Origin of the sequence: Spirillospora sp. NPDC046719 (assembly GCF_040645715.1) — a bacterium.
Taxonomy (GTDB): domain Bacteria; phylum Actinomycetota; class Actinomycetes; order Streptosporangiales; family Streptosporangiaceae; genus Spirillospora.
This window is the reverse complement of record NZ_JBEYYT010000775.1, coordinates 1-2,583: the sequence shown is the minus strand read 5'-3', so window position 1 is coordinate 2,583 and position 2,583 is coordinate 1. Positions and strand designations below refer to the sequence as shown.

The 2,583-nt window shown below is 73.0% G+C and carries 3 protein-coding genes; 2 read left to right on the top strand and 1 reads right to left on the bottom strand.

What is annotated here, in order from left to right:
* Positions 1-168: 168 nt before the first annotated feature.
* On the bottom strand, positions 169-714 hold the full coding sequence (locus ABZ914_RS50030) for a hypothetical protein (RefSeq protein ID WP_500201624.1): 546 nt from the start codon (positions 712-714) through the stop codon (positions 169-171).
* 120 nt (positions 715-834) lie between these two features.
* Here ABZ914_RS50030 and ABZ914_RS50025 point away from each other — a divergent pair, with 120 nt between their 5' ends.
* Together ABZ914_RS50025 and ABZ914_RS50020 are read left to right on the top strand one after the other, a co-directional pair.
* Positions 835-1,692, top strand: a complete 858-nt coding sequence (locus ABZ914_RS50025) for a hypothetical protein (RefSeq protein WP_500201623.1) — start codon at positions 835-837, stop codon at positions 1,690-1,692.
* Between the two features lie 44 nt (positions 1,693-1,736).
* Positions 1,737-2,583: PhzF family phenazine biosynthesis protein (locus tag ABZ914_RS50020; RefSeq protein WP_500201622.1), on the top strand; the 847-nt coding region annotated here is incomplete at its 3' end.

The following is a 2,583-nucleotide window of genomic DNA, read 5'->3' as shown; positions in this document are numbered from 1 at the left end:
CGCCCCCCCCGCGGGGGGGGCGCGCCCCCCCCCCCCCTTACGGGGCGCGGCGCCCGGGGTCCGCCGCCCCGGGGGGCCGGGCACCCCGGGGCGCGCCCCGGCCGCGCGCTGGGCTCCGTCACCGGCGAAACCGCGCCCATGTCCGGCCGGCGGCCGCGTGCTCCGTGGTCAGGGGCGCCGGTCGGCGATCGCCATCGCCCATTCGTAGAACGCAGCCCGGTCGCCGAGTTCGGCTTGGAGGGCGGGGTCGATGACGGGAGCGTTGGCGGCGGTGAGGAGGTCGAAGAGGCCGAGATGGACCCATTCCCAGACCATGGCGTCGAAGTTGTAGGCGAGCATGAGCGGGGCCAGCCGCTTCCGGACGGCGGTGATCTCGGTCGGAGTGAATCCGGCGCGGTGCAGCCGGACGATCGTGGCGCGTTCCTGATCAGCGTCGATCCGCGTGTCGAGGAACGGTTCGAGCAGATCGGCCCACGTGTCGGGACGGGACGCCTCGGCGATCCCGTGGCGACGGCAGAACGCTTCGAGATCGGCCTTCCGCTCGCGGGGGACGAACAGCGTCTCGCCGGACGCGGTCCGGATCTCGGGCCTGATGGCGCGCCAGTCGGCGTCGCGGATCCGGGCGGGCGCGACCATTCCCGCGGGGTGCACCGACGCGCCGCGAAAGCCATAGCTCAGGAAACGCACGTGGTCCTCGGCGAAACGCACGTCCATCCGCTCAGAATGGTCTTTCACCGGAGCGTGCGGTAGGCGGCCGGACTGTGAGGTTCGCCGCTCTCCGGCGCCCGCAGGCCGGGTAGGGTGCCGTGGAACGGCACGCGGGAGGTCCGGCGAATGGACGAGGCGCAGGCGATTTCCTTGGTGGTGAAGTGGATCCGCTCCCACGGCCTGGACTATCCCACCGAGGGATTGGAGGCGGACCGCTTCGACGCCGGGTGGAGCGTGTGCGCCCCGGTCGAGGTCGACGAGACCGACCCCATGGCGTTCCTGGAGATGCCGGTGGGCAGATCGGTGTTCCTGGTGGGCGACTCCGGCCGCATCGAGGAGGTCTCGTCGTCCGTTCCCCCGCAGCAGGCCGTTGACCGTTTCGTCGCGCAGGAACGCGCCGGCTCCACCGGGCACGGAATGGGCTCCGACGAATACATGGCCGATTTCGTGCGGTGGCTCGAAGAGGACGGGCCGGAGGAGGAGCAGGACGCCGACGGGATCAGGATCGTCGGCCCGCTGCCCCACGACCCGCTGGCCGGCGACGACATCGACGTGGTCGCCGCCGAGGCGTCGATGCTGATCGAGCCGATCGTGCAGGAGCTGGCCCTCCTCGGGCCGCCCGAATGGGAGTGGCTGTGGGCGGAGTTCGCCTTCACCATCTCCGCCGAGATCGCCTACCTGCGGTTCTCGTCGTACCACCGGTCGGTCGTCGTCCCCGTGCCGGAGTCGGTCGCCGCGCTCGTCCGCGAGCAGCGGCACGCGGTGGCGCTGATGCCCTCCGGGCCCTGGTGGCGGCTGCTCCTGACCGTCACCAATCGCGGTGAGACGACCGTGAACTACGACTACGGCGACGGTCCCTTTCCCCACGACCAGCTGCTGGCGCCCGAGCATTACCAGAACGACCTCGAGGCGTATCCCCGTCCGCGCGTCCCCGCATGGCTCGCCCGGTACATCGAGGGGCCGGGGGAGCGGCGCCCGTCCTGACCGCGCCGGGATCGTCCGCGCCGGGCCGCCGTAGGATCCGGATCATGGACGCACGCGGTCAGGCCGTCACGATCGTGAACGCGTGCCGGCGGAACGGCGGCGGGGGCAGCCCGACCGCCGTCCTGGACGACCGGCCCATGACCGACGCCGAACGCCGCGCCGTTCCCGTCCGGATGGGAACCTCGCACGCCGTTTTCCTTTCGCCAGGCGGCGGCGACCATTCCGGTGCGGCCGTCTCGGTGCGCTTCTTCACCGCCGAGGGCGAGCTTCCGGCGTGCGGCCACGGGACGGTAGCCGCCTTGGCCGTCCTGGCCCAACGCGCTGACAGCGACGACTTCCGGGTTCTTCTCCGCACATCGAAGCGCGTTTTCTCTGGCAGTTCCGTACGCGACGGAAGGCGTTTCGAGTGCACGTTCGATCCGGGGCCGGTGGAATTGCGGGACGCGACGGCGGAGGAATGCGAACTGGTGCTCCCCGCGCTCGGCGCCACCGCGCCGGCGCCCGGAGACGGTCCCCGCGTGGCGTCGGTGGGGCGGCCCCGGCTGCTGGTCCCCGTCGCGGACCGGGCCGCGCTGGCGGCCCTGGCCCCCGACCTCGACCGGCTGCGAGCCGCGTGCGACGGGCTCGGGCTGCTCGGCGCCTACGTCCACGCCATGGACGGCGGACGCGGCGCCGCCCGCATGTTCGCGCCGTCCATCGGCGTCCCCGAGGACATCGCGAACGCCAACAGCACCGCCTGCCTGGCCGCCCACCTGGCCGGACGCGGCGACATCGAGATCACGGTGGACATGGGCGACGCGCTCGGCGCGCCGTCCGCCGTCACGGCCGTCGCGCGGCGGGGCCCGTCGGGGCCGTCCGTGCGCGTCGGCGGCGTCGCCGCGATCGAGCGGA

Coding starts and splice junctions, on each gene's coding strand:
- ABZ914_RS50025 (WP_500201623.1), top strand. CDS start 835: ATGGACGAGGCGCAGGCGATTTCCTTGGTGGTGAAGTGGATCCGCTCC.
- ABZ914_RS50030 (WP_500201624.1), bottom strand. CDS start 714: ATGGACGTGCGTTTCGCCGAGGACCACGTGCGTTTCCTGAGCTATGGC.